Raw genomic sequence first — 25005 nt, 5'->3', positions numbered from 1 at the left:
GAGCCTACTCTAAGCTTAATGGCTTGAGAGTGAGGCGGACCATATAATTAAGGCCTCCCGAAGGAAGCCTTTAGAATACATATTACCGCTTAACGAAAGCAGCATGTATTAGAAATTACATGTTACGTAAAGACGCAATACGCTTATCTAGCGGCGGGTGGCTCATTAGAAGCTCAGTTAGAGACTTCTTACCGTTGATACCAAACGCCATCATAGAACCTTCTAGTTGTGGCTCGTGGCTCACCTTTAGACGCTCTAGCGCTGCAATCATCTTATCTTTACCTACCAAGCGCGCTGCACCTGCATCGGCATGGAACTCACGATGACGGCTGTACCACATTGTAATGAAGCTAGCTAAGAAACCAAACACCAATTCCAACACCATAGACACACCGAAGTACACCATCATGTTGCTGCCGCCCTCTTCTTCGTTGTCATTCGACGCAACAATGTTGGCGATGAAACGAGATAGGAAGATAACGAACGTGTTTACAACACCTTGCATTAGAGTCATTGTCACCATGTCACCGTTCGCGATGTGGCTAACTTCGTGAGCTAGTACCGCTTCAGCTTCATCACGCGTCATGTTGTGTAGAAGACCTGTTGATACTGCGACCAATGAATCATCACGCTTAGCGCCCGTTGCAAACGCGTTAATGTCTGGAGAATCGTAGATCGCCACTGTTGGCATACCAATACCAACTTGTTGAGATTGACGGCTTACCGTTTCCATCAACCAATGTTCTGTTTCGTTACGTGGGCTTTCAATGACCATCCCGCCAACAGAGCGTAGCGCCATTTTCTTTGACATCATTAATGAAATGAATGAGCCGCCAAAACCAAATACCGCAGCCATCACCAATAAACCTGAGAGGCTACCGGGTTGCATACCAGTGACTGCGTATACAATATTAAGAACAACACTTAGCACCAACACAACCGCTAGGTTGGTTGCAAGGAACAACATTACTCGCTTCATTACTTATCTCCGCATGAAAGCTGTTTTTATAAAACTTATTGTTATAGACAAGGCAGACAGCAATAGATTCCAACCTTGAAGACTTCTACTTACTTATACATATAGTCTTAGATTAAGAAAACAAGGTTAAGCATTAAATTGCAACATTTGATTACGAGACCATATCCAAATCAAACCTAGTCTATTAGACCTAAGTCGTATGGTGTCGATATAACAATCCGTTTACAGTGACTTCAGATGATTTACTGGCTAGTCCATGTACAAAAAGGGAACGATCATGGTTGAAGGTACTAACACGCAAATGGCTATCGATTTACTGTGCTGTCACCTAGGGATTACTGAAGAAGAAGCAAAGAAACAGATCGGTATTCTTACGCCACAAGCAGCGCAAACCAATATAACAGAGACACAACAAGCACTAATGGGACTTACAAAAGAACATTAATCCCAAGCTTAACTCTACATAGGCTTAAAATAGCAAAAGGGCTGCAATCGCAGCCCTTTTCTTGTTTAACGTATAACTTGAATTAAAGCTCAAGCAATGGCTGTACATTAATATACTTACCAATATTCTTAGATTTCGCTTTTGGTACGTAAGGGATCTCACCTAACTTTGGCGCCCCTAGCTTATCTTCAAGCATCGCAATAATATCAGCGTAATGTTCAGTGCCTGGATTAATGCGGTTTGCTACCCAACCTACTAGGTTTAGACCATCGGCACGAATCGCCTCTGCGGTTAATAGAGCGTGGCTCAAACAACCAAGCTTAATACCAACCGTCAACACCACTGGAAGCTGCTCTTTCTTAACCCAGCTAGACAAGTATTCATCATCTGAAACCGGCACGCGCCAGCCACCAGCACCTTCAACTAGAACGATGTCAGAGTTTTGCTTATGCGCTTCTAGCTTCGCTGATAATACCGCTTCATCAACCACGACACCGTCATGCTTTGCAGCAATGTGAGGTGATGATGGTAGTAACAATGCGTACGGGTTAACGTCTTCGTAAGCAATATCTTGCGTCGCCGCTTCTTGAAGATGCAATGCATCACTGTTACGTAACCCTTCAGGGTATTCTTCACACCCTGCAGCAACTGGCTTATAACCAATTGTTGATAAATCTTGTGCGGCCAAAGCTTGAAGAATCGCTTTTGAAACCACAGTTTTTCCCACTTCGGTATCCGTACCTGCAATAAATAATGCATCAATCATAATTGAATAACCCCTAAACAAACTTGATATGTTGCTGGTAAGAAACCTTGATGGTTTTTGAACTCTCGATATTCCCGTTCAACAAGCTGCAACATGCTGCGACTTGTTAAACCCTGTGAGCGACCACTTACGTGATTAGCGCCGATGCCTTTAAGGTCGCGCATCAGTTCAAACGCAGTGTCGTACCAAACGGTGATGGTGGGCAAGTCTAGTTGATGAGCAGTACAGCTAGATTGCGCTAACGCAATTTTTACCTGATGGATTGTAATAAAATGGTTAACGTGTTGATGTGCGTCAATTTTGGACCATGATTTTTTCAACTCAAACAGTGACCCATCAAGCAAAGTTGAGAAAATCACACGTCCACTAGCCGCTACAACGCGCTTCATCTCCTTTAAAGGTGACGATAAATCATCACACCATTGTAACGCTAAGCTTGAAAAAACGATGTCAAAACACCCATCTTCAAACGGCAATTGTTCAGCGTCAGCTTGTTGATATAAAGAGACCGATGTACCACAACGTTGCTCTGCTGTTTCTAACATTCCAACAGAAAGATCAGCACACACTACCTCAGCACCACGCTTCACCATCTGTTCGGAGAAATACCCCGTACCACAACCTAAATCGAGTACCTTTAAACCTGAAAGGTCGCTAGGTAACTTATCCAGTAATCGGTGGCCGACATCGCGCTGAAACTCAGCGTGTTTATCATACGTTGTTGCTGCTTTACCGAAGGCTTCAGCAATCGCACTTTTATCTTGGCCTACGTAATTATGCACTGCTGCTTCTTGTGACATTTACTGAGCCTCTTTATTTAATTCAAAGCTTGATTCTATGCTTGGTTTGCTTCCAGAGTCGTTGCTTCGAGCTATTGCCTGAAGTAACGAGTCTGTTAACTGAAGAACCTGCTTCTGACTGTGGTTGGCCGTTAACGTAATTCGTAAACGAGCAGTCCCTGTAGGAACGGTTGGTGGCCTTATCGCCGTTACCCAAACTTGGTTACGCTTTAATTCTTCCGCTATAGATAAAGCAGCCTGAGCATCGCCAATCACAAACGGCTTAATCGGAGTCTGAGTATCAATGAAACCTGTTACACCACTCATCTGTTCTCTATAGAGAGCTCCTAACTCAGTTAACTTCTCTCGACGCCACTCTTGCGTCTGAATCATATGACACGCATGAGACAAAGCCACCGCTTGTGAAGGTGGCATCGCCGTCGAGTACACATGATGACGAGCAAACTGAGTTAAGTAATCACCCACTTCTGACGAACAAAGAATCGCAGCACCTGAAAGACCAAATGCTTTGCCAAAGGTCACCACCAAAATATCGGGGGAGATTTGTGCCATACTGCAACTCCCTGCCCCTTTATCACCTAATACGCCGATGCCGTGGGCATCATCAACCGCCAACCAACTGTCGTATTGATGAGTCAGGTTAGATATCTGGCTGAGAGGCGCTTGGTCGCCATCCATGCTGAACACACCTTCAGTCACGACCAAGGATTGTGGAGTGCGACTCAATTGCGACTCTAAATGTTGCGTGTCGTTGTGCTTAAAGCGTTTCATGGTTGCAGGTGAAAGTATCCCCGCTTCCATCAGGGAGGCGTGGTTAAGTTTGTCTTGCAACAGAGAGTCGTCTTTTTCGAGCAGAGAAAACAACAAAGCTTGATTAGCACTGAAACCAGAACTAAATAGAATGGCACGTTCAAAGCCAAGCCATTCACACAGCGGAGCCTCTAAATTTCGATGAGCAGGGCTAAAGCCCGTGACCAATGGCGATGCTGCACTTCCAGCACCATATTGGGAAAGCCCCGTTTGCCATGCATCGACCAGTTCAGGATCGTTCGCCAAGCCTAAGTAATCATTACTCGAAAAATTGATGAAACTAGAACCTTCGCTCTTCAGCAAAGATCCATTACTGTTTTCGAGTACCTTAAGTTGACGAGTTAACCCTTGCTCACGGCGATGAGCAAGGGCACTTTTGATGCGAGATTTAAACAGTGGCATCGTAGAACATGTCATCTTTCGTTGGACGAGCCGCAACGCGCTCCACCACTTGATCTAACAGTTCATTTTCTTGAATTTCGTCAGGCTTTTGAGCCACCTGTTGGCTGTTGATACCCAGCTTCTTAAACAACTGCATATCCGTGTCTTCGTCTGGGTTTGGCGTAGTCAGTAGCTTACAGCCGTAGAAGATAGAATTTGCACCCGCCATGAAACACATCGCTTGCATCTGTTCATTCATGTTCTCACGACCTGCAGATAAGCGAACTGCAGACATAGGCATCATGATACGAGCAATCGCAATCAGCTTAATGAAGTCGAAAGACTCAACATCATCGACGTTTTCCATCGGTGTGCCTTTCACTTTTACAAGCATGTTGATTGGCACACTTTCTGGGTGTACTGGAAGGTTAGCTAGCTCTACAAGAAGGCCTGCGCGGTCATTAGTGCTTTCGCCCATACCGATGATGCCACCAGAACAGATCTTCATTCCGGCATCACGCACGTGAGACAACGTATCTAAACGATCTTGGTAAGTTCGAGTGGTAATAATGCTGCCGTAGAACTCTGGAGACGTATCAAGGTTATGGTTGTAGTAGTCCAAACCTGCGTCGGCTAGTTCACCTGCTTGATCCGGCGTTAACATACCCAGTGTCATACAGGTTTCTAGACCCATGCCTTTGACACCTTTGATCATATCAGTTAAGTGAGGCATATCGCGCTCTTTCGGGTTTTTCCATGCCGCGCCCATACAGAAGCGAGTTGAGCCCGCATTCTTTGCTTTTTGCGCCGCATCCAAAACACGCTCTACTTCCATTAAGCGTTCTTTGTCGACATCCGTTCGGTAGTGAGCACTTTGAGGACAGTACTTGCAATCTTCAGGGCAAGCACCTGTCTTTATCGATAAAAGCGTACTCACTTGCACGTGGTTGTGCTCTTGGTACTGTCTATGAACGACTTGAGCTTCAAACATTAAATCCATAAACGGTTTTTCAAGCAGCGCTGTTACTTCAGCAACTGTCCAGTCATGACGAACTTCCACGTGTCGATCCTTTTTTTTATTTTTTTGATGTTACAACTCTGTGTCTAGAGTTTGCATTTATGCTTGGCTAGTCTACCGACAAGCTTTAGACTGTCAACACATTGATAATATCAAAAGTTTACATCTGGTCATTTTTTAATCACACCAAGAATGGAAGTTACTATGGATCTCGCCTTTGATCGCCAGCATATCTGGCATCCCTACACATCAACGTTAACACCTCTGACCTGCTACCCAGTCACCAATGCAGACGGTGTTTACTTAGAATTAGAAGGCGGAAAACGAATTATTGATGGTATGTCCTCTTGGTGGTCAACCATTCACGGCTACAATCATCCAGATCTGAATGCCGCTGCTCATAGCCAAATCGATAAGGTTTCACACGTTATGTTTGGTGGTATCACCCACCAGCCTGCCATCGATTTATGTAAGAAGCTTCTCTACCTAGCACCAAGTAATCTTGAACATGTATTCTTGGCTGATTCAGGCTCAGTTGCCGTAGAAGTGAGTCTTAAAATGGCGCTTCAATACTGGCATGCCAAAGGACAACCTCGTTCGAAGTTCCTCACACTCAGAGATGGCTACCACGGTGATACCTTTGCAGCGATGTCAGTGACCGACCCTGACAACTCGATGCACAGCCTCTACAAAGGCTTTTTGCCTGAACACATTTTTGCAGATTCGCCGAAAACAGGTTTTTGGGAACAATGGGACGCTAACGACATAAACAGCTTCCGTGAAAAGCTAGCAACACATCATCAAGAAGTCGCCGCCGTGATCTTGGAGCCGATCGTTCAAGGCGCTGGCGGTATGCGTATCTACCACCCTGAATTTCTGAAACAGGTGCGCTTGTTGTGTGATGAATTCAACGTATTGCTGATTTTGGATGAGATTGCGACCGGATTTGGCCGCACAGGAAAACTATTCGCGTGTGAACATGCCGACATTCAACCGGACATTCTATGCTTAGGCAAAGCGCTGACTGGCGGCTACATGACCCTTTCAGCAACACTAGCGAGCAAAGAAGTCGCAGACACGGTATGTGGCGGTGAAGCAGGCTGCTTTATGCACGGGCCAACCTTTATGGGTAACCCATTAGCTTGCGCGGTCGGTGCGGCAAGTTTATCCATCATAGAGCAAGGTCATTGGCAGAGTCAGACTCAGCAGATTGAACAGCTTTTCTCTGAATTGCTACCACCTTTGCGAGAGCATCCACTGGTTAAAGATGTTCGTTGGTTGGGCGCTATTGGTGTAGTTGAAACCCATTCACCTGTCGATATGGAAACCATTCAAGCTCACTTTGTTAAACAAGGCGTTTGGATACGCCCATTTGGCAAGTTGATCTATATGATGCCTCCTTTCATTAGCAAACCTGAACATATTGAGCTGCTTGTTTCATCTATTGATAAAGCCCTCCAACAATCTGCTTGCTTCAAACCAAGTTGATTTAAAAACGTCATTTAGAAATACCAAAAACCTATAAGCCGCCCATAAATACCAACGGTGGCTTATCCTTCGCGCGAAAAATCAGATAGCCAATAAAAACGTCTCTAACCGTTGTTTTATCTACGATTTCATCTCGATAACCCTCACAAATAAAATTAATCCTCACCACAAAAACAATTATCAAAAGAGTATTAGCTGTTGGATAAATAGCCGTCATAAAATAACGAGACTTTTTTAATTCTCTAATCTTATGAATACCTATATCTCTTGTTTTTTTGTTTTGTTCTCACTGTCTTTTCCGTGTATTGCTTCAGAAATGGTGCTTAATTCCAATCAGACAGATTACTTGCAGGCAAAAAAAACGATTGTCATTGCTAAACCTACTCACCTATTTAACCGGGCATGGGAGGATGTGTTCGTCAATCGAAATAAAGGCAATTCGGCCGAAGTCGTTCGTATGCTTGAAGAGAAGCTCAATGTTAATATTGAAATAAAGGAATATTTCTCGTCACGTGCTCTTCTTGATGCTGTAGCGAAAGGGGAAGTCGACTTAACTCTAGGTTATGCTGAAACACGTCAGCGATCAGAGCAATTTATTTTTTCAAACCCGCTCTATAACGTGCCTAACGTTTTTTGGTTTAAAGACGAAGCAGCCCAAACTAAACCCAAGCATGAACTCATGTGGGCTTGTATTCGAAATTCACTGTTTTGTCAGATAATTAAAGATTTAGGAATCACGAAAATATTGATGGTAAATAGCACATCAGAGCTCTTTACAACCCTCGCTGTAGGCACTGCTGATGCAACAGTCATCGATTTAACGTCAGTCCAGAGTTACTATTCAGTTGTTACACCAGGAGAATGGCAAGGCACAATTTCATTTTCAAAAGATCTAGCTCCATTCCCCATTCAAGTATTAATGAGCAAGGAATCAACTCAATTAAAAACGATCGTTGATGCATTGCTGAAACACCAAATCAAAGATATCAATCAAATATCGTCGAACTATTTCTACCACTTTTATGATGACATCATAAATCAAGTTATAGAAAGCCAATATGGACATCGTTCGATTAGGTATACGGTCAATGAAAACATCTACCCCTATTCATATTTCGATCCTACAACACAACAAACGGTCGGTTTCATTCACGACGCGATCACTCTCCTTTCGAGAAAGCTTGGAGTAAGCTTCGAATACGTGCAACCTAAAGGAAAAGATGTCATTGAAATGCTGCGTACTAAAGAAATCGACTTTTTACCCGGTTTCGATGTAGAAAACCCAAATAGTAACGAATTTATTTTTAGTGAACCTTTTATGAGGCTTCATTGGGCCTACATTTCAACGAACAAAAATGTAGACACTAAACGAACAGCGATTCTTGATAGAACTGGGTACTTTATACAGAAAGAGTCATTAAAATTAGATTTCAGTGATGCCGTCATGTACCAAGATATAAAAACTCTTGCTAAAGACATGAGTAATGGAAAGATCACCCACGCTTACATTCCACAAAGTATAGCGAATCTATACGTTTACAACGGGTATTCCGACATATTTCACATTGAAGCTCGAGATAATGCAGCTTCATTGTTCAAAAATATAGGTGTGATATTACATCAGGACTCAACGTTTCTTCAAAGCGTCATCAACTCAGCGATTTCTTTGACAACACAAAACGAAATCGATCTTCTAACTCTCAAGCACCACAATATCACGGCACAATACGGCTATAGCGAAGAACGTATTGTTCTTTATACGTTAGCCGTTTCTAGCTTTATTTTCATTCTAGTGACTTATGGATTAGTCAAAACTAGGCGTCTTTCTATTTCACTAAACAAAGCAAAACAATCAGAACAGCGAAGTTACAAACAAATCCAATGGCTAATGACACTACTGGATAGCTTACCAACCTTGATATCGATTCATGATCAAACAAATAAGTTAGTCTTATCCAATAGTGCATTTAACAAACAAAGAGATTTATGTTTAACGGCAGGTAACGATCAAAAATCTTGCTGGCTTAAACAGGCCGAAAGCCAAGCTCAAAACACATTAGCTCTTGGTATCTGGAAAACAATCAAGTGTCACTGTAGTGGATACGAAAAACACTTCAGAGTAATTCGACAACGTGTAATGAATAGCTCAGACGAGAGCTATTACACAGTCACTGTGTTAGATGATTTAACGAGATGGGAAGCTCAACAACGCGAACTAGAAATTTCGAACACAAAAGCCCAAGAAGCTATAAAAGCTCGCGATTTATTCCTAGCGATTGTCAGTCATGAACTACGCACACCAATTGCCGCAATGATCGGATTAATGGAGTTACTAAGTACCAAAATTGAATGCAAAGACAATATGGAACTGTTATCGAATGCCCAGATATCTGCAGAACGATTGAAATTGCTCGTCAGTGATATTCTCGACATTTCAAAGATGGAGGCAAATCAGCTTCATTTAGAAGCTAGAAATAGCAATATTTATCAAGAACTATGCCCTATTTTTAGGACATTTGAAACACATGCAAGATTGAATAACCTCAACTTTAAAGTAGATTGGAAAACAGGCTCCATCAATACGGCTAGCTTAGATTGGTTGAGAGTAACACAGATACTCAACAATCTACTTAACAACGCGATTAAGTTTACAGAAAGCGGCTTTGTTCTCATTAACGTCGACGTAACTGAGCACCAATTACGCCTGTCTATAACAGATACTGGTTGTGGTATGTCTGAGCAGCAAATTACTCGAGCTTTCCAACCGTTTGCTCAAGGTGACCATAGTATTAGCCGTCGTTATGGAGGCACTGGGCTAGGTATCACCGTTGTTCAGCGTTTGGTTAATATGATGAATGGTGAATTAAAAATTGAGAGTAAACAGGGGTTAGGAACAAAGATCTCCGTCATCATCCCTGTGGAAGCAAAATCGTCAACAGTAAATGCACCTCAAAAAGTCGGCACCGAAGATCGAGAAATACTAAGGTGGCTTAAAGCTTGGGGAGTATGTCATCAAAGCACAAAAGACCAAAATACCTTTAATCTCGTTCGATCTAACCAGTGGCAAAATTTATACCCAGATCATTTATTGTCAGCCTTAACGGCAGCCAGAGATCCGTTGACCTACGATACTGGAAATAGATATCAATTCGAAGGCAACGTATTGATAGCCGATGACGACCCAATCAATCGGTTATTGTTTACTAAACAATTAAAGCAGTTCGGACTTAACGCCATTATAGTCAAAGATGGGCAAGAGGCACTGGATATTTTGAAGCAGAGTGATCAGACAATCGACTTAGTCATCACCGATTGTCACATGCCAAATATGGATGGGTACGAATTAACTGAAATAATCAAATCATCGCCCGAATTATCTCATTACCCTGTTATTGGTTGTACCGCGGAAGATTCCAAACTGGTAATAGAAAAAGCTGAACGTGTTGGGATGAACCAAGTGATTTACAAACCATATTCTTTTAATGAGTTGGCAGTCGCCCTAGAGCAATTACTCCCAGAAACTTGCATCAAACAACACCCTGACCAGCCATGGGCAAGCAATTACTCTGAAGACGAACAATTACAAATGGCAAGCGTGATCTTAGAATCGTTCACTGCTGATAAATCAATGTTACAAGACGAAAAAGAGAATATAAAAGAAGTCTCCCATCGCATCAAAGGATCCGCGGGGTTACTTGGTTTAACGACACTTTATCGAGCAGCAAAAGACTGTGAAAAAGACCCAAACAACGCTCAAAAATTAGAACAGCTCACCGATGAACTAAATAAGTCGATTGAATCGGCGTCTATTATATTAAAAAGGCTAAACCTCCAGTGAAAGTATTGATCGTCGAAGACTCATTGCTCCAAGCAACATCGATAAAAATTTTGCTCAAGAGATACGAAATTAGTAACGTTTATATCGCTTCGAATGGCGAAGAAGCGATCAAAATATGTCAGAATCATAACTTTGACCTCGCTTTCTGTGACTTGCAAATGCCACAAATTGATGGCGTATCTTTGCTAGCATCACCACAAGCGATGCGATCGATTAAACGAGTCGTTATATTAAGTGCCATGGCTAGCTCAGCATTAGAGTCGACCCAAAACATGTGTGTATTAATTGGCTATCAACACGTTGAGGTTATTCGTAAGCCAGTTAAAGACTCACATATCCAACGCTTATTATCTTCTCACTCTTTATCCAATACAGTGAATGCGATTCAGAGCCTACCTGTTGTGTTAAACGATAAACAAGTTCAGTTAGCATTCGAAAAGAATTGGTTCGTTAACGCATATCAAAGTCAGCACGACGTAAACAAAAATCAAGCCGTTGGTGTAGAGCTACTTGCGCGCCTCATGCACCCTGAATTAGGTTTACTCACCCCACTCCACTTCATGGAATCTGTTCGACGCCTTAATTTATTGGATAAGCTGTTTTACAACGTTCTGGAACAAGGGCTAAAAGATATCTCAAAGCTGCGCGAGCCATTAGGTTTTTCCATCAACATCGAGCAATCAACGCTTCGGATCGATGTCGCAGACAAGATAATAAACTTATGCAATGAATACAATGTATCCCCTTCATTGCTCACATTAGAGATAACTGAGCACGAAACTTTTTTGCTTGATGCCAATTGTTATAAGAATATCGCAAAATTGAGCATGTCCGGTATTGGTCTTTCTGTCGATGATTTCGGGACAGGTTACGCCTCATTATCACAACTCTCGAACTTACCTTTTACCGAGTTGAAGGTGGATCGAAGCTTCGTACAGGATGTTAGTTCTAACAAAAAGCATCAAGTGCTAACCAAAGCCTGCATTAATCTGGCGGAAAATTTAGGGCTGTCTTGCATTATCGAAGGTGTTGAGAAACAACAGGATTTTGATTATCTATCGTCAATTGGTATGACAAAATACCAAGGCTACTTCACATCGAAGCCAGCAAGTTTTTCCGAATTAATCTCTCAGAATGATTTGAAATAATGACGTTAAATCAACTGCAAGTCCTTATTGTTGACGATGCACCAATCGTCCTCTCCACCATGCGCAATATGTTGATTTATATTGGATTTCATGAAAAAAATATCTTTCTTGCCACCTCACCAAAGGTCGCGATATCGCTAGTCAATGAAACATCATTTGATGTCATCATTTGTGATTACAATTTTGGCGAGGGCATGAATGGTAAGCAATTATTTGAAGAATTAAAACAAACACGAATGTTAAAAGATGATGGTGTTTTTATACTAGTTACTGGGGAAAACTCAGCTCTTTCTATTAGACCAATTATTGAATTGCGCCCAGATAACTACTTACTAAAACCTTTTAATCGTGAGACCTTAAAATTACGTATTACAGCATCGATTCGTAAGAAGAAAACACTAGAAGAAATCTATAATGCTGATCGAGCGCATCTCTATCGAGAAGGCCTTGAGCATTGTGAAGCTCTATCGCATTTTCACCCAGAGTACTTCTCTACAATCGAACAATTCAGAGGCCATTTCCTTTCTAAACTTGAGCTGTTTGATGAAGCAAAAACAGTGTATGAGAGTGCTATGGCAGAAGGGAATTTCGACTGGGCACAAGCAGGCTTAGCGAACAGCCTAGCCAACTTAGGACAGCAGACCGAAGCCAATCAAATCATATCAACATTGATCAAAAACGCACCAAGCAATACGTTGTATCGTGATGAAGCGGCTCATGTGAGTTTGCTCAGTAATCGAATACCAGCTGCGATAGCACACTTCAAACTAGCTAGTAAGTTAACGCCTGGAAACTCAGATCGTGAACTAGCAATTGCCAACCTATGTTTATCCGTTAACGATTCTGAAACTGCACTTAAACACTACCAAAATTACATTCATTTCAATAAGGATACGTTTCGCGACAATGTGCTAATGAAGCTCAATCACGTTAGGTTTCTTTTATATTCAGCTTCCGATGATATCAATAAGCAACAGAAACTCGAACAAGTTAACTTCATTCTGAGTAAAGTCGGAGAAGAGCTCTCCCCTGAGATCCACTGCGACCTTGCACTGATCGCTGCACATATTTCGTTTGAAAAAAAAGAGTACAAAAAATCGATTAATCTCTTAACTGACCTACACAACGGTAACCAATTCAGAGAATTTTCGACCATTTACCATCATGCGTGGTTACTCGACAAAATGAGTTGTGAATGCGAATTCAAAATAGCGGTCCAACGAAGTAAGATTTTAATCATTAAAACAGAAAGTTCGGCGATCATATCAAGTCAAATGACAATGTTAAATGAACTAAACAGTCAAAATCATCGAAAAATTCTATGGCTGAAAGAACAGAATATTACAATAGAAAAGACACAACCCAACTATAAAGCCTTATTGACAATATACTTGAATATACGGGAGCGTGCGCCAGTCATAAAAAAGGTGTGCATGAATATTATCAAGCTACTTACTCTTGCTTGGCCAAGTTCAATAGGGGCAAAACAAGTGAACGCGATTATTAAAGAGTGTGACGATGTCATCTTACAGCTTTACACCACACAAGAGTTATCTGACATGGATTATCCACGTTTCTACAGCAAAGCCATATCGATGTGTCACAATATAGAAGCTAATCGATTATAGATATATCGTAGACTGCTTAAGCTTTCTTTCTACACTTTAGGTTCTAAGGCTTCAGGTATAAAAAAGGCTTTGCCATAACAGCAAAGCCTTTTAAATATTCAGGCAAGTCAGATTAATCTAAATTTGATTAACCTAAATTGGCATTAACCGATGTGCGTTGCGCCGCCCATGTATGGCTGAAGTACTGCTGGGATAGCAATACGGCCGTCAGCTTCTTGGTTGTTCTCAAGAATAGCAACCATAGTACGACCTACAGCAAGACCAGAACCGTTTAGTGTGTGTACAAGTTCAGGTTTCTTCTCGCCTTTACGACGGAAACGAGCTTGCATACGACGCGCTTGGAAATCCCACATGTTTGAACAAGAAGAGATTTCACGGTAAGTCTCTTGTGCTGGAACCCATACTTCTAAGTCGTAAGTTTTCGCAGAACCGAAGCCCATGTCGCCCGTACATAGAATCACTTTACGGTAAGGAAGCTCTAGAAGTTGAAGTACTTTCTCAGCATGACCTGTTAGCTCTTCAAGTGCTGCCATAGAGTCTTCTGGCTTAGTGATTTGTACTAGTTCAACTTTGTCGAATTGGTGCATACGGATAAGACCACGAGTGTCACGACCGTAAGAACCTGCTTCAGAACGGAAACATGGTGTGTGAGCTGTCATCTTAAGTGGCAGTTCAGCTTCATCAGTAATCGTGTCACGAACCATGTTCGTTACCGGTACTTCTGCAGTTGGGATAAGCGATAGAGTCTTAAGAGGTACGTCACTTACTTGCTCAGTTAGTGGGCTTGTGTGGAACAAGTCTTCACCGAACTTAGGAAGTTGGCCAGTACCGTAAAGGCTATCGTGGTTCACTAAGTACGGTACGTACATTTCTGTGTAGCCGTGCTCATCTGTGTGAAGATCCAGCATGAACTGAGCAATAGCACGGTGTAGACGTGCAAATTTGCCTTTCATCACGATGAAACGAGAACCAGAGATTTTAACTGCACTAGCAAAATCAAGACCGCCAGACATTTCGCCTAGGTCAACGTGATCTTTAACTTCGAAGTCGTAAGTCTTAGGTTGGCCCCAACGAGAAACTTCTACGTTATCGTCTTCATCTTTACCATCTGGCACTTCAGCGTCAGGAAGGTTAGGAATAGACATTGTGATCGTTTCTAACTCAGATTGAAGCTCAGCCAATGTTACTTTAGCTTGGTCTAGTTCTGCGCCTAAGTTGCCTACTTCTGCAAGGATACGCTCAGCTTCTTCATGGTCGCCTTTTGCTTTCGCTTGACCAATGGACTTCGATCGAGAGTTACGTAACGCTTGTAGCTCTTCAGTTTTCATCTGAAGGGACTTACGTTTTTCTTCAAGTTCACGAATTGTCTCTACATCAAGGGCGAAGCCTCGACGTGCTAATTTTGCCGCTGTTTCATCCAGCTCAGCTCGAAGTAATTTAGAATCCAGCATTGCTAATCCTATGCTTTAGTTATTTGAATATTCAGTAGTTTGCTACTGAATCACTGCTAAACCCCTAAAATCGGTGCTATTTCGACCAATTTATAACGATTTAATTGAATTTTTATGACTAGGTAACGATATCCAAAAAAGACTACTTTTCATAGCGTTTTTGTGGGCTTTTTGCGTCCAAATCCGCCAGATAATCTAGCTTCTCGCCAATTTTGGTCTCTAAGCCTCGTTTTGTTGGGAAATAGTATTGTGTTTCACCCATTTCAGGCGGCAAATACTTTTCTCCAGCCGCGTAGGCACCTGGTTCGTCATGAGCATAACGGTATTCTTGCCCGTAGCCCATGTCCTTCATCAAAGTTGTGGGTGCATTTCGCAAATGATGCGGCACTTCATATTCAGGGAGATTGTGTGCATCCGTTAACGCTTGCTTCCATGCGGTGTACACGGCATTACTCTTAGGTGCACACGCTAAATAGACAACCGCCTGAGCAATCGCACGCTCCCCTTCAGCTGGGCCAATACGCGTGAAGCAATCCCAAGCCGACATCGCAACCTGCATTGCTCTTGGGTCTGCGTTACCAATATCTTCAGAAGCAATCGCCAATAAGCGCCTTACGATATACAAAGGGTCACAACCCGCCGCAATCATTCTCGCCGACCAATACAACGCGGCATCGGGATTAGAGCCACGAATCGACTTATGAACGGCAGAGATTAGGTCGTACCAAATATCACCCTTGTTATCGAAACGAGCAACCTTCTCGCCAGCCACTTCAGCTAACAACTGTAGCGTTATCGCTTTCTCGCCTTTATCATTGTCTTCAGCCATGTCGTACAGCAGCTCAAGATAGTTGAGCGACATACGTGCGTCACCGTTGACCAGTTCAGCGAGGCGATCTAAGACGTTGTCAGCAAAATCAGCCGTCAAATCACCCAACCCGCGCTGCTTATCTTCGATCGCTTGGCGAATGACGAGGGCGATATCATCTGTATTGAGAGAAGTCAGTTTGTAGACACGCGCACGCGACAACAAAGCGTTGTTCAATTCAAAAGAAGGGTTTTCTGTGGTCGCGCCGATAAACGTAACCGTGCCATCTTCGATATGGGGTAGAAAGGCATCTTGTTGGCTTTTGTTAAAGCGATGGACTTCGTCCACAAATAGAATAGTTCTACGCCCTGCTTGCTTGTTCTCACGCGCTTTTTCAATGGCGATACGAATGTCTTTTACACCCGACGTCACCGCTGATACGCGCTCAACTTCTGCATTGGCGTAATTTGCTGCCACTTCTGCCAGCGTGGTTTTACCGGTACCCGGAGGCCCCCATAAAATCATGGAGTGGATATGGCCCGCTTCCAACGCTCTGCGAAGGGGTTTACCTGGGCCTAATATATGCTGCTGACCGATGTACTGTTCAACAGTTTCAGGTCTCATACGAGCAGCAAGGGGACGAAAATCTTCGTCCCCTGCAAAATCTAAGCTGTAATTACTCAATTGCAATCTCTTGATTCGTTGATGGCATCAATGCCTATCGACTTACTACCAAACGATCTGCCAGTTTGGATCAGTTTCTTTGGTCGTCGACCTCGACACCTTCCGGCGCCACAAAAGTAAAGCGGTCTGCAGCAGGTTTACCTAAATCAACATTGTTAAAGGTAAACTCACCTTTTTGGCCGTCTTGTTCAATCACATTAAAGCCCTGAACAATGCCTTTCTCGGTGATGTTAATCTGGAAATCGCCCTGATTAGAATCCACAGCCGTTGGCGTTAGCGTAAATTGATTACCCGTTTGCGCGACATTGTAGTTATCCCAATCGCTTTCTTGGTTACGAGTCAGCAACACAAAAGGTGTTTGCGATGTGGCTTGTTCTTGCCAGTAAATGCTCACTTGCTCAATGAACGGGCTGTAGTACCACAAGCTTTGACCATCAGATACCAATAGGTTTTCATCAGGGAAAGTGGTTTCCCAGCGGAATAAGCTTGGGCGCGCAATCTCTACCGTACCCTCGCCTTCCATCACAACATCACCGTCAGGGCTGGTTACGACTTGTTTAAAGTCAGCGCTGAAGCCTGCATTCAGTGACAAGCGGCTACTCAACTCTTCTTTCGGAGAAGCGAATACTGAGAAGCTCATAAATAAAAGTGCGAATACTTTTTTCATCAATAGTCCTGTTAAATCATAATACCAATCACAGTAAGTAAGTGATCAGAAATAGCGCCGGGAAAAGGCTTGAGAACAAGGCGTAATTTTTTGATAAGTAGTTATTCTACAATCAAAAATTATAACGCAGTTATCGAGCGTTTTAACCAGCTAGGGTGACCAGTTATTTACTACGATTGGTATAAGTCGGTCATGTTTTGGTTTTGACCGACTGAATAGTTATGAGTTCCTATTGGAACTAATCTTTTGGTGGCGCTGGCGCCAAGACTTCTCGGTTACCGTTATGTCCTGGAGCACTGACAATACCTTGAGCCTCTAATTGCTCGACAATTCGTGCGGCACGGTTGTAGCCGATCTTAAATCGACGTTGTACACCAGAAACAGAACCACGGCGTGAATGAACCACGTGTTCGACAACTTGATCAAACAGAGGATCGACTTCTTCATCGCCTTCCATCTTCTCACCCGGCAATAGTGTTTCTGGGGTTTGGTCGCCGTTAGTAATCTCTTCAATATAGTTTGGCTTACCTCGTGCTTTCCAGTTATTCACGACCGCATGAACATCATCATCAGATGCAAATGCGCCATGTACACGAGTTGTGTGGCTTGAACCCGGTGGTAAGTACAACATATCACCCATACCAAGCAGTGACTCTGCACCACCTTGGTCAAGAATGGTTCGAGAGTCCGTTTTGGTCGATACGGTAAAGGCAACACGTGTCGGGATGTTTGCTTTAATAAGGCCCGTAATAACATCCACCGAAGGACGTTGAGTGGCTAAGATCAAGTGGACACCAGCCGCACGTGCTTTCTGCGCCAAACGTGCAATCAGTTCTTCTACTTTCTTACCCACTACCATGATCAAATCGGCGAATTCATCGACAACAACCACAATATAAGGCAGCTTTTCCAACAATGGTGCTTCAGGGTCCATGCTGTCGCCCGGCTTCCACAGTGGGTCATGAATTGGGTGGCCAGCTTCCGCGGCCATCTTCAACTTGTCGTTGTAGCCTTTAATGTTACGAACACCGAGCGCCGACATCAGCTTGTAACGACGTTCCATTTCGCCAACACACCAACGAAGGGCGTTAGACGCATCTTTCATGTCGGTAACGACTTCAGACAATAGATGTGGAATACCTTCATAGATAGACAATTCCAACATTTTCGGGTCAATCATGATGAAACGAACGTCTTCAGGCGATGCCTTGTAAAGCATACTCAAGATCATCACGTTCACACCCACCGACTTACCAGAACCGGTTGTACCCGCGACGAGAACGTGTGGCATTTTTGATAGGTCAGCAATAACGGCTTCGCCTGCGATGTCTTGCCCTAGAACAACCGTCGTTGGTGATTTAGCCTCTTGGAACTGAGGGCTAGCAACTACATCAGAGAAGAACACCGTTTGGCGGCTCATGTTAGGCAGTTCTAAGCCAACATAAGGTTTGCCCGGTATTACCTCGACGACACGCACTGCCAATGCGGAAAGTGAGCGCGCTAAGTCCATTGAAAGACCAGAAATTCGACTTACTTTCACACCCGGAGCAAGGTCTAACTCGAATCGAGTGATAACCGGACCAGGGAAAATATCAACCACATCAGCTTTGATTTTGTAATCGGCTAATTTAGATTCAACCAAACGAGCGATTGCTTCAAGTGCATCGCGATCAATGAAGGTTTCACGCTTTTCAGGGTGGAACAACAATTCAAGCGTTGGCAATGGTTCTGCTGGTTTAGGCAAGTTAACATCTTGCTGAACGAGGAACGGGTTTTGCGTTGCTGCCATGTTTGCTTGTGCTTCAGAGACAATGTTTTGGAATGCCGCTACGTCTTGGTCTGGATGTACAGGTTCCTCTTCTGTTACCTCTTCCCAAGGAAGATCAACAACTGGTTCTTGTTCTTGGTTTTGCTCGGTCGTTTGCGTCGGCTCTTGTTCGTAAGGTGACGGAGCAAGTGGCTGTTCGTCATTATCAACAGGCTCAACATCTAGCTCTGAATTAGGTTCAAAGTTTTGCTCTTCCGTTGTCTCGAAAGGCGTTGAGAATTCTTGTGGTGCTTCTTCTATTTCACCCATTGGCAAAGCGTATAGAGATTCTGGTTGAACATCTTCCGCAGTGAACTCGTTATTTATTTCTGGTGAGCTATCCATTACTGGTTCAGCACTTTCTACAACCGTTTCGGTCGGATTAACTGCTGGTTGCTCATTCTGCATGTATTGTTGGTACGCAACCTGAGATTCATGCGCATCAACCTGCTCTTGCTCAGCAAGATCATCTTCATACATAGCGGCGTTTTCTAGCTGCTCGATAGTGGCATTGAGCTGTTTAGAACGCTCAACACCTTCTTCTAAAGGCTCTTCTGGCGCTTGGTAAACGGGTGCTACAGGGAGTGACTCAGGTTCAACTTCAGGTTGGCGCTGAACCTGAGGTTCTTCATGAACAGGAGCTTCTTGTTTCGCAGGAGCATCGACTGGCATGTGAATGTTGTAATGACGCTTCGGCGATACAGCATTGTCTCGCGCATTTGTCGCCACGTCTGAAGAATCATTGGTCGCAGAAAAGCTCATCGAAGGATCTAGCGGGTCATGCTCTGTTGATTCTTTGTTGTCTTCTATAGCAGGAACATCACGGTAAGTCGGCGCTTGATGACGTTCTTCGATTAAATCGCGGTCTGCTGATTCTCTTAATTGAGGCTCAAGCAGTTCTTGATCTTGGCCACGTCCCTTATTAACAGCAGAGATGAAGAATTTGATAGCACATTCACCCAACCATTCCACAATGCTTAACCAAGAAATACCGGTCAATAGAGTAAAGCCAGCACCCCATAAGAAAAGAAGAACCAGCGTACTACCAAGAACATTCAACGTTGGAAGAGCAAGGCTTGTTAAAACGTCACCTACCACACCACCTGATGAGAAATACCAGATGTCGTCAAAGTTGATATCCGCTAGACCACAACTAGTAAGAATAAGAACGGTTAAGCCAAGTAAGCGAGTGCCCCACAACATGAAGTCGATTTGTTCGTCTTCATTACGTTTGCGGAACAACACCCATGCAGCCACAGTCACTAATATAGGCAGCGGGTAAGCCAGTGAACCAAAGACAAAGAAAAGCGTATCCGCCAACCATGCACCTAGGTAGCCACCCGCATTCTGAATGTCACCACCCCACGCCGTTTGCGACCATGATGGGTCTGCAGGACTAAAAGTTAATAACGCAACGGCAAGTAGAATAGAGAACAGAACACCCAAAATCAGGCTGCACTCTTTGAGACGTTGAGAACCATTCAAACGAGGAGACTGAGGCTCTTCACTCGTTTTAATGATTGTTTCTACTTTATTACTGCTCTGCTTGAACATAAACCAACTTAATAATTAAACGGGATAAAAACATAGCGAACGGCACGAGCCATTCGTTTTCATGAAACTACTGTTGATTTAACCATATCAAACAGAAAAACCCAATTCCAGAAAGCAAGAAAGCGGAACAAATGTCCGCTTTCTTTCATTTCACCAATTGTGATTAACGAGTTTTAATCACAAGTTGATTAGTTTGTTTCACTTCTTCCATTACAACGTAAGTACGAGTGTCGTTTACGCCTGGTAGACGCAGTAACGTATCACCCAGTAGCTTACGGTAAGCACCCATATCAGATACACGTGTTTTTAGAAGATAGTCAAAATCACCCGACACTAAATGACACTCTTGGATGTCATCCAGTTTCTGCACAGCGGTGTTGAATTGTTCAAACACATCTGGCGCACCACGGTTCAACGTAATTTCAACAAACACTAAAAGTGAAGCATCAAGGTACTGTGGGTTCAGCAACGCTGTGTACCCAGTAATGTAACCTTGACGTTCTAAACGACGAACACGTTCAAGACATGGAGTTGGAGAAAGTCCTACTCGTTTTGAGAGTTCAACGTTTGAGATACGACCGTCTTTTTGCAACTCATTAAGAATGTTGCGGTCAATACGATCTAGTTCCTTGGACGGCTTCTTATAATTGTCTGCCATTTTTTATTCCACCTTATTACTTCCTTGCAAAAAAATATACTACAACTTTTTAATATTCAGTATCAAATTTTATCTGAACCTATCTATACTAGATATTAATTCGACAGAATTACCCTACACATAGATAAAACAACCAAAATAAAATGAGGAGTCAGGATGATCATTGGCGTACCGAAGGAAATCAAGAACCACGAATACCGCGTTGGTATGACCCCAGCTAGCGTGAGAGAACTAATCTCACACGGCCACCAAGTTTTTGTAGAAACCAATGCCGGTACTGGTATCGGTTTTTCAGACGATGATTACATCGCTGTAGGCGCATCCATTCTTCCTACTGCTGCTGACGTTTTCGCGAAAGCAGAGATGATTGTAAAGGTTAAAGAACCTCAAGCTGTCGAGCGAGCTATGCTTCGCGAAGGGCAAATATTATTTACCTATTTACACCTTGCACCAGATTTTCCACAAACTGAAGAGCTTATCAAGAGCAAAGCTGTCTGCGTAGCCTATGAGACTGTAACAGATAATATGGGTCGCTTGCCACTATTAGCACCAATGTCTGAAGTCGCTGGTCGTATGTCTATTCAAGCAGGTGCACAAACATTAGAGAAATCTAACGGTGGTTGTGGTCTTCTTCTTGGCGGCGTTCCAGGAGTTGAACCAGCAAAAGTTGTTGTTGTTGGTGGCGGTGTTGTTGGTGCTAACGCAGCTCGTATGGCTGTTGGCCTTCGCGCTGATGTTACAATCCTTGACCGTAACGTAGATACACTTCGTCGTCTTGATGAAGAATTCCAAGGTCGCGCAAAAGTCGTTTATTCTACTGAAGACGCTATTGAGAAGCATGTTCTAGAAGCAGACCTAGTGATTGGTGCAGTACTCATTCCTGGCGCAGCCGCTCCTAAACTTGTAACAAAAGATCACATAGCTAAGATGAAGCCAGGTTCAGCAGTTGTTGATGTTGCAATCGACCAAGGTGGTTGTTTCGAAACTTCACACGCAACGACTCACGCCGACCCAACTTATATCGTTGATGACGTAGTTCACTACTGTGTTGCTAACATGCCAGGTGCCGTTGCTCGTACTTCTACTTACGCACTAAACAATGCAACACTTCCTTACATTGTTAAGCTAGCGAACAAAGGCTACCGCGAAGCACTTCTATCTGATGAAGGTTTCCTAGAAGGTCTAAACGTAATCCACGGTAAAGTGACTTGTAAAGAAGTTGCAGAGAGCTTTGACCTAGATTACGTAGACCCAGCTGAAGCAATCGCAATGTTTAACTAATGATGTAGTGACTAACTGAGCGTAAAATTTTCTCGTTGAAGCGTTCAGTTACAACAAACATTAAAAAGCCAGTCCGACATCGTCGAACTGGCTTTTTTGTATCTGTAGCACTATCGCTCGTGAGCTATGAACAACGCTCTATCTTATACTTGTGTGGTTTATCGGTCGCTCTTAACACCATGAATCAACAGGTTTCGAGGCGTGACAGTCCGCTCACAAAACTCTTCGATGGTTGCCTCATAGCCTTGCTCTTGCAAGTAAATAGCACGATCCAAAGCGAGCCATACTTCTAATGGTCGTCTAAAGACTTGTTGGACTAAGCTAAGCTTCTCCATCTCCCAGAAAAGTGTATCGCCTTGAACAAGATAGGATTCAAAGTCAATATCGGAGCGAAATGATAACCCTTTCACTTCAAATGCCCACAGGCAGAAGGATTCGAAACCCTCAGCTAACTCTGATTTTTTGATGCTCGGTACAGGAATGTATTCGTCAATGTTAAGTTCAGCCTTAAGTAACTTGCTAAAGCCCAAACGGTAACTCATCTCTAGTTGACGATGCCTCTTTACCCTTTCACCACCAGTAACGGTTTCTTGAAGTGGGATACGTAAATCACTCTTGCTCAATGTTAAAGCCGAAGCCTTGGCCACTGATGACATCGCTTGATAGTTTTCGTCACGAATAAGGTGATAACAACAAGGAGAGATGGTTACTGCAGGTAACCCATTTGAGACAGACTTTTTAACCAACTCGACATGAAGGTCACCACAGGCATGCAGTGCGACAGCGTGTTGGTCAAAGTTAAACACATCATCGGCACTTTCAGAAAACGCGTCACCTTGAACAAAATTCATCTCTAATTTCTGGTCATCAGCAATCTTTTGTCCACTTTCGCATAACGATTGCTGCCATTCAAAGCTCGTGACTTTTTGGTCAGATTGCTGAGATAGAATTCGACCAAGAAAGCCTTTACCAGAGCACCATTCCAGCCACTCTTGCCCTTGGTGATGCTCAAGAGAAGCCTCTCCCATCGCAATAATTTGTTTTAGCTTTCTACCGGGAATACCATCGGCAGTTCCACGCGGAAGATCGAGCCCAACAAGCGCAGTTTGATTGAACTGGATATTTTGATTGGCTTTCTCTAACTTTGGAAGGAAGCGCGTAATCTCAACTAGCAAGTCTTGCGGTTGTTCTTTGAGAGTCTGAATTCTCTCGATACTCAAACTATCCAACCAATCAACAAGAGGACGATTCACATCAGCCCATGGTTGTTGCTGAGTTTGACATAGGTGAAAAGGCTCTGAACGCCAATAGACTTGGTGCTCTAACAAGAATGAGTCGAGAATTATAAATCGTGAATGCATGCTTCCCCCTATGATGCGTGGATTGTAGGGGCAACAAACGGAAATGGAAAGGCTCGATATAAAGAGGGCAGCAAAGAAAGCTCGAAACCAGAAAGAAAAACGGCCTGTAGATACAGGCCGAATAATAATCTAGATTTACACGATGAGATTAACGAACCGGCAGTTCGATATCCTTAAACATCTCTTCAATTTCATCATTTGATTTAAGAGAAATTGCTTGCTCAACAACAGGTCGAGTTAGATGTGGTGCAAAACGCTCCATAAAGTCAAACATGTAAGAACGCAGGAAGGTACCTTTTCTAAAACCAATGCTGGTTGTACTCGCACCAAATAGATGGCTCGCATCAATCGCAACCAAATCAGTATCTTGCTCGTTGTCAATCGCCATACTTGCGATTACACCAACACCAATGCCCATACGAACATAGGTTTTGATTACGTCAGCATCGGTCGCGGTAAACACAACCCTCGGTGTTAGACCAACTTTGTTGAACGCGGTATCGAGTTCTGAGCGTCCCGTAAAGCCGAAGACGTAAGTCACTAGAGAATAGGCGGCAAGATCTTCAATTGACACTAATTTCTTTTGCGCTAGAGGGTGATCTTTAGTAACAACAATCGAGCGATTCCAGTGATAACAAGGCAACATAATCGCGTCTTGATATAAATGAAGCGCTTCCGTTGCAATCGCAAAATTCGCTGTACCCTTAGCGACGGCTTCTGACATTTGGCTTGGCGTGCCTTGGTGCATGTGAAGCGATACTTTAGGGTAACGCGCAGTGAAACCTTTAATCACATCAGGCAGTGCATAACGAGCTTGAGTATGAGTGGTTGAAATATTCAATGTACCCATCTCTGGATGAGTGTGCTCACCCGCTACCGCTTTAATACTTTCAACGCGCGCCAAAATCTCTTGAGAGATACGAATGATATCCTCACCCGCTTGGGTCACCTGCGTTAGATGCTTGCCGCTACGCTCAAAAATCTGAATGCCTAATTCGTCTTCAAGTAATCTAACTTGCTTACTAATGCCAGGCTGAGATGTGTACAAACTCTCTGCTGTAGCTGAAACATTTAGGTTATGGTTTAGAACCTCAACAATGTACTTCAGTTGCTGTAACTTCATATCTAACCTCGTAATCCTTTACTCATTTCTGTGCTAACTTATTTGCAAAGAGAGCGTTATAGTCTCGTGTAATATAATTAATAGTTATAACGCTTCGAACACAAAAATGACAGGAAAATTGAGTTTTTCTAGCTTAACAAACAAAAACATCACTAACGCTTTGCAACCCAACCCTCATTCTCATACATTAGTTGGTAAGTTTTGATTGCCGATTTCGCTCAACAAGAGATAATCAGAAATTGCAATTTACGAGTGCCGATACACAATGGAATCGTGTATCCTCTCCAGTTAGCTATAGAAAATAATAAGC

General features: G+C 43.2%; 18 protein-coding genes. 6 read left to right on the top strand and 12 right to left on the bottom strand.

The genetic code is table 11. The annotated features are described in order from the left end of the window. Nucleotides 1–115: 115 nt before the first annotated feature. A complete protein-coding gene (gene htpX, locus OQJ75_RS12515; protein ID WP_248374520.1) occupies nt 116–979 on the bottom strand; it encodes a protease HtpX in 864 nt (287 codons plus the stop codon). 277 nt (nt 980–1256) lie between these two features. On the opposite strand from htpX, the gene OQJ75_RS12510 reads away from it, so the two are divergent. Next, nucleotides 1257–1424, top strand: coding sequence for a hypothetical protein (locus OQJ75_RS12510; RefSeq protein ID WP_017057057.1), 168 nt, complete (start codon nt 1257–1259; stop codon nt 1422–1424). Between the two features lie 82 nt (nt 1425–1506). Here OQJ75_RS12510 and bioD read toward each other — a convergent pair whose 3' ends face one another. The 4 genes from bioD to bioB are packed head-to-tail and all read right to left on the bottom strand — an operon-like array spanning nt 1507 to nt 5241. Continuing rightward, nucleotides 1507–2190, bottom strand: coding sequence for a dethiobiotin synthase (bioD, locus tag OQJ75_RS12505; RefSeq protein WP_265973624.1), 684 nt, complete (start codon nt 2188–2190; stop codon nt 1507–1509). Beyond that, complete coding sequence (bioC, locus tag OQJ75_RS12500) at nt 2187–2990, bottom strand: malonyl-ACP O-methyltransferase BioC (RefSeq protein ID WP_265973625.1); 804 nt, start codon at nt 2988–2990, stop codon at nt 2187–2189. The genes bioD and bioC overlap by 4 nt, the downstream gene beginning before the upstream one ends. Then, nucleotides 2991–4202: an 8-amino-7-oxononanoate synthase gene (bioF, locus tag OQJ75_RS12495; protein ID WP_265973626.1), complete on the bottom strand. Its 1212-nt coding sequence runs from the start codon at nt 4200–4202 to the stop codon at nt 2991–2993. Further along, nucleotides 4189–5241 (bottom strand): biotin synthase BioB, encoded by a 1053-nt coding sequence (bioB, locus tag OQJ75_RS12490; protein ID WP_016792500.1) that lies wholly within the window; start codon nt 5239–5241, stop codon nt 4189–4191. Before bioB ends, bioF begins: the two co-directional genes overlap by 14 nt. A 162-nt stretch (nt 5242–5403) precedes the next feature. Here bioB and bioA point away from each other — a divergent pair, with 162 nt between their 5' ends. From bioA to OQJ75_RS12470, 4 genes are all read left to right on the top strand, one after another. After that, nucleotides 5404–6687 (top strand): adenosylmethionine--8-amino-7-oxononanoate transaminase, encoded by a 1284-nt coding sequence (bioA, locus tag OQJ75_RS12485; RefSeq protein ID WP_265973629.1) that lies wholly within the window; start codon nt 5404–5406, stop codon nt 6685–6687. Between the two features lie 346 nt (nt 6688–7033). Continuing rightward, on the top strand, nt 7034–10525 hold the full coding sequence (locus tag OQJ75_RS12480) for an ATP-binding protein (RefSeq protein ID WP_265973630.1): 3492 nt from the start codon (nt 7034–7036) through the stop codon (nt 10523–10525). Then, nucleotides 10522–11673 carry an EAL domain-containing protein gene (locus tag OQJ75_RS12475; RefSeq protein ID WP_265973631.1) on the top strand — a complete coding sequence of 384 codons (1152 nt, stop codon included), beginning with the start codon at nt 10522–10524 and terminating at the stop codon, nt 11671–11673. Before OQJ75_RS12480 ends, OQJ75_RS12475 begins: the two co-directional genes overlap by 4 nt. Then, a complete protein-coding gene (locus OQJ75_RS12470; RefSeq protein ID WP_265973632.1) occupies nt 11673–13301 on the top strand; it encodes a response regulator in 1629 nt (542 codons plus the stop codon). Before OQJ75_RS12475 ends, OQJ75_RS12470 begins: the two co-directional genes overlap by 1 nt. Nucleotides 13302–13444: 143 nt before the next feature. Here the strand turns inward: OQJ75_RS12470 and serS are convergent, their stop codons facing one another. From serS to lrp, 5 genes are all read right to left on the bottom strand, one after another. Next, nucleotides 13445–14752, bottom strand: a complete 1308-nt coding sequence (gene serS, locus OQJ75_RS12465) for a serine--tRNA ligase (RefSeq protein WP_265973633.1) — start codon at nt 14750–14752, stop codon at nt 13445–13447. 142 nt (nt 14753–14894) lie between these two features. After that, nucleotides 14895–16250 carry a replication-associated recombination protein A gene (locus OQJ75_RS12460; RefSeq protein ID WP_282575867.1) on the bottom strand — a complete coding sequence of 452 codons (1356 nt, stop codon included), beginning with the start codon at nt 16248–16250 and terminating at the stop codon, nt 14895–14897. Nucleotides 16251–16314: 64 nt separating this feature from the next. Next, complete coding sequence (gene lolA, locus OQJ75_RS12455) at nt 16315–16911, bottom strand: outer membrane lipoprotein chaperone LolA (RefSeq protein ID WP_029222615.1); 597 nt, start codon at nt 16909–16911, stop codon at nt 16315–16317. 238 nt (nt 16912–17149) lie between these two features. Continuing rightward, nucleotides 17150–20272 (bottom strand): DNA translocase FtsK 4TM domain-containing protein, encoded by a 3123-nt coding sequence (locus tag OQJ75_RS12450; protein ID WP_265973634.1) that lies wholly within the window; start codon nt 20270–20272, stop codon nt 17150–17152. Nucleotides 20273–20435: 163 nt separating this feature from the next. Further along, complete coding sequence (lrp, locus tag OQJ75_RS12445) at nt 20436–20930, bottom strand: leucine-responsive transcriptional regulator Lrp (RefSeq protein WP_004734558.1); 495 nt, start codon at nt 20928–20930, stop codon at nt 20436–20438. Nucleotides 20931–21086: 156 nt separating this feature from the next. Between lrp and ald the strand changes: the two genes are divergently transcribed. Continuing rightward, nucleotides 21087–22211, top strand: coding sequence for an alanine dehydrogenase (gene ald / locus OQJ75_RS12440; protein ID WP_265973635.1), 1125 nt, complete (start codon nt 21087–21089; stop codon nt 22209–22211). A gap of 158 nt (nt 22212–22369) precedes the next feature. On the opposite strand, the gene OQJ75_RS12435 is transcribed toward ald, so the two are convergent. Together OQJ75_RS12435 and cysB are read right to left on the bottom strand one after the other, a co-directional pair. Further along, nucleotides 22370–23572: a methyltransferase gene (locus OQJ75_RS12435; RefSeq protein WP_265973636.1), complete on the bottom strand. Its 1203-nt coding sequence runs from the start codon at nt 23570–23572 to the stop codon at nt 22370–22372. Nucleotides 23573–23720: 148 nt separating this feature from the next. Beyond that, nucleotides 23721–24695 carry an HTH-type transcriptional regulator CysB gene (gene cysB, locus OQJ75_RS12430; RefSeq protein ID WP_248374507.1) on the bottom strand — a complete coding sequence of 325 codons (975 nt, stop codon included), beginning with the start codon at nt 24693–24695 and terminating at the stop codon, nt 23721–23723. Between the last annotated feature and the right edge of the window lie 310 nt (nt 24696–25005).

It is taken from the genome of Vibrio sp. 14G-20, from assembly GCF_026241515.1.
In the GTDB taxonomy this organism is placed as follows: Bacteria; Pseudomonadota; Gammaproteobacteria; order Enterobacterales; family Vibrionaceae; genus Vibrio.
Note: the sequence above shows the minus strand (reverse complement) of the source record. Positions and strands in the feature narration are given on the sequence as shown.

Bases quoted from the DNA above. Each gene is read 5' to 3' on its own strand.
- htpX (WP_248374520.1), bottom strand. From the start codon at position 979: ATGAAGCGAGTAATGTTGTTCCTTGCAACCAACCTAGCGGTTGTGTTG.
- OQJ75_RS12510 (WP_017057057.1), top strand. From the start codon at position 1,257: ATGGTTGAAGGTACTAACACGCAAATGGCTATCGATTTACTGTGCTGT.
- bioD (WP_265973624.1), bottom strand. From the start codon at position 2,190: ATGATTGATGCATTATTTATTGCAGGTACGGATACCGAAGTGGGAAAA.
- bioC (WP_265973625.1), bottom strand. From the start codon at position 2,990: ATGTCACAAGAAGCAGCAGTGCATAATTACGTAGGCCAAGATAAAAGT.
- bioF (WP_265973626.1), bottom strand. From the start codon at position 4,202: ATGCCACTGTTTAAATCTCGCATCAAAAGTGCCCTTGCTCATCGCCGT.
- bioA (WP_265973629.1), top strand. From the start codon at position 5,404: ATGGATCTCGCCTTTGATCGCCAGCATATCTGGCATCCCTACACATCA.
- OQJ75_RS12470 (WP_265973632.1), top strand. From the start codon at position 11,673: ATGACGTTAAATCAACTGCAAGTCCTTATTGTTGACGATGCACCAATC.
- serS (WP_265973633.1), bottom strand. From the start codon at position 14,752: ATGCTGGATTCTAAATTACTTCGAGCTGAGCTGGATGAAACAGCGGCA.
- lolA (WP_029222615.1), bottom strand. From the start codon at position 16,911: ATGAAAAAAGTATTCGCACTTTTATTTATGAGCTTCTCAGTATTCGCT.
- OQJ75_RS12450 (WP_265973634.1), bottom strand. From the start codon at position 20,272: ATGTTCAAGCAGAGCAGTAATAAAGTAGAAACAATCATTAAAACGAGT.
- lrp (WP_004734558.1), bottom strand. From the start codon at position 20,930: ATGGCAGACAATTATAAGAAGCCGTCCAAGGAACTAGATCGTATTGAC.
- ald (WP_265973635.1), top strand. From the start codon at position 21,087: ATGATCATTGGCGTACCGAAGGAAATCAAGAACCACGAATACCGCGTT.
- OQJ75_RS12435 (WP_265973636.1), bottom strand. From the start codon at position 23,572: ATGCATTCACGATTTATAATTCTCGACTCATTCTTGTTAGAGCACCAA.
- cysB (WP_248374507.1), bottom strand. From the start codon at position 24,695: ATGAAGTTACAGCAACTGAAGTACATTGTTGAGGTTCTAAACCATAAC.